Annotated in this window: 1 protein-coding gene and 1 pseudogene; both read right to left on the bottom strand. The window is 49.8% G+C overall.

From position 1 onward, the window contains the following. Positions 1 to 150: 150 nt before the first annotated feature. Positions 151 to 792 carry a prepilin-type N-terminal cleavage/methylation domain-containing protein gene (locus ACUVJL_RS14790; RefSeq protein WP_445246533.1) on the bottom strand — a complete coding sequence of 214 codons (642 nt, stop codon included), beginning with the start codon at positions 790 to 792 and terminating at the stop codon, positions 151 to 153. A 33-nt stretch (positions 793 to 825) separates the two neighbouring features. Beyond that, positions 826 to 1,636 (bottom strand): annotated as a pseudogene (locus ACUVJL_RS14785) (hypothetical protein); the annotation flags it as partial.

Below are 1,636 nucleotides of genomic sequence, written 5' to 3'. Positions count from 1 at the left end.
ACCAGAGTCATACCCTTGTCTGTTTGAGCTGGCCCTGAGCGGTTTCGCTGGTGCTGACTTTTAAGAAGCAACCTGAGTAAATTTTTCATTTTGACTTCTTCCTTTGCCAATTTGTAGGGAACATTTTTGATTAACAAGGATTTTGATTAATTATTTACACCCGGTCTGATTATTAGGATCTCGGATGCGTGAACAAAGCGATCCATAAGAACCCGGTACTGTAGAAGCAGGGATTTCTGTTTGCATTACCACCAAAGGCGCTTTAGGGTCGCCAAGAGCCGAATTAGCTACGGATTGCTGTGTAGTATTCAGCGAGCCCGGAGAAGAAAAAGCATCGGCCCGGTAAACCCGCACAGTCAAGGAGTAACCTGTTGTAGTTGGATCGGCGGGGGGGGGATTAGTGAGATTTCTCCAAACCCCTTGAACAAAAAAGTCTTTGTTGCCCTGACAACCTGACGTTTCATCAAAGTTAACGCAGTACAAACCATTGGAGCTTGTAGGAGCATCAGCAACAGCACGAGCAACAGACGTATCTTTGATAGGAAATCCTGGGATTATCGGATCGTTCCGCTTGATCGCCCCCCTCCTGAGAGCGTCGATGTAAGTTCTCGCCGCCTGCGTGGCGAGTTCTACCCGCCGCGCTTGTACGCGAGTCGCTACTGAGAAAGCCATCACGGGGGCGATCGCAATCATCAGCACCGAAACCACAATCATCGCTACCAATGACTCGATAATCGTGTAGCCGCTGTCTCGTGACTGAGGTAAATTTTGCTGTTGTCTTTGCTTGCTCATAAATTAGGACTCCAGTAATTGCGCGACGGAAGGCTAGTAAGGGAAATCATCACATTCTTGCTGGCTAATGGAAGAAGTCGCGAGGCTAGTAGGAGCTTTTTCCTGGACTCCACACATCAAAGTTTTTACCCACGGGTCGTTTCGAGGCACTTCCCGGAAAAACTCGGCCGGTTGACTCGTTGAGGGAGGAGTAGTGAACTTTTGAGTGAATAAATCCGGCGGCTGAGGTAACAAGCCCACGTCATAACCCCAGTTCCGAGTGGGCGGGCTGAAGTAGGGAAGATCTCCTGCACCATCCACGTTATATCTGACGGGAATTGCCAGTGAAGTAGCACCAGGTGGATTTAACCGATCGAACACGCTTACTATCCTATCGGCTGCAGTTGAACCTGAAGGAGTTGCTCCCAGGATTGAGAGATAGGGTGCTGTGTTAAAGGCGCTGCGGTTTAGCTGGATAAAAGAACCCTTGATATTAGTAGCAAATTGCCCAGCATTCCAGCTTTCCAAGAATCTGGGCAAATTTTGTAAGCCGCCGTTAAAGTCACCGACTGTGCCGTTGAGGTTTTGAGAGGGAGTGTCGCCAGCTGCGATGACGAGATTGAAAGTTGTATTTTGAGCTCGCGCTATCCATCCCGTTTGTCTCGCAGTTGATCCACCAGCAGCGTTGGGTGGAGTAGCAGCCACATCTCGGATCTGCGAGAACGGCAACAATAAGGGCTGCGTTCCCTGTAAAGGTAGGACTGGGGGTTCTGGTGTTGTTCCCGCTATTAATGCTGGTAGTGGTGTATTGCTGCCGTCTCTGGGGTTAGCGGGGAGGCCGGTATTTACCATATAGAGGGGGCTG

The organism is Microcoleus sp. OTE_8_concoct_300 (assembly GCF_031383065.1).
In the GTDB taxonomy this organism is placed as follows: Bacteria; Cyanobacteriota; Cyanobacteriia; order Cyanobacteriales; family Microcoleaceae; genus Microcoleus.
This window is presented reverse-complemented; position numbering and strand designations above follow the sequence as displayed.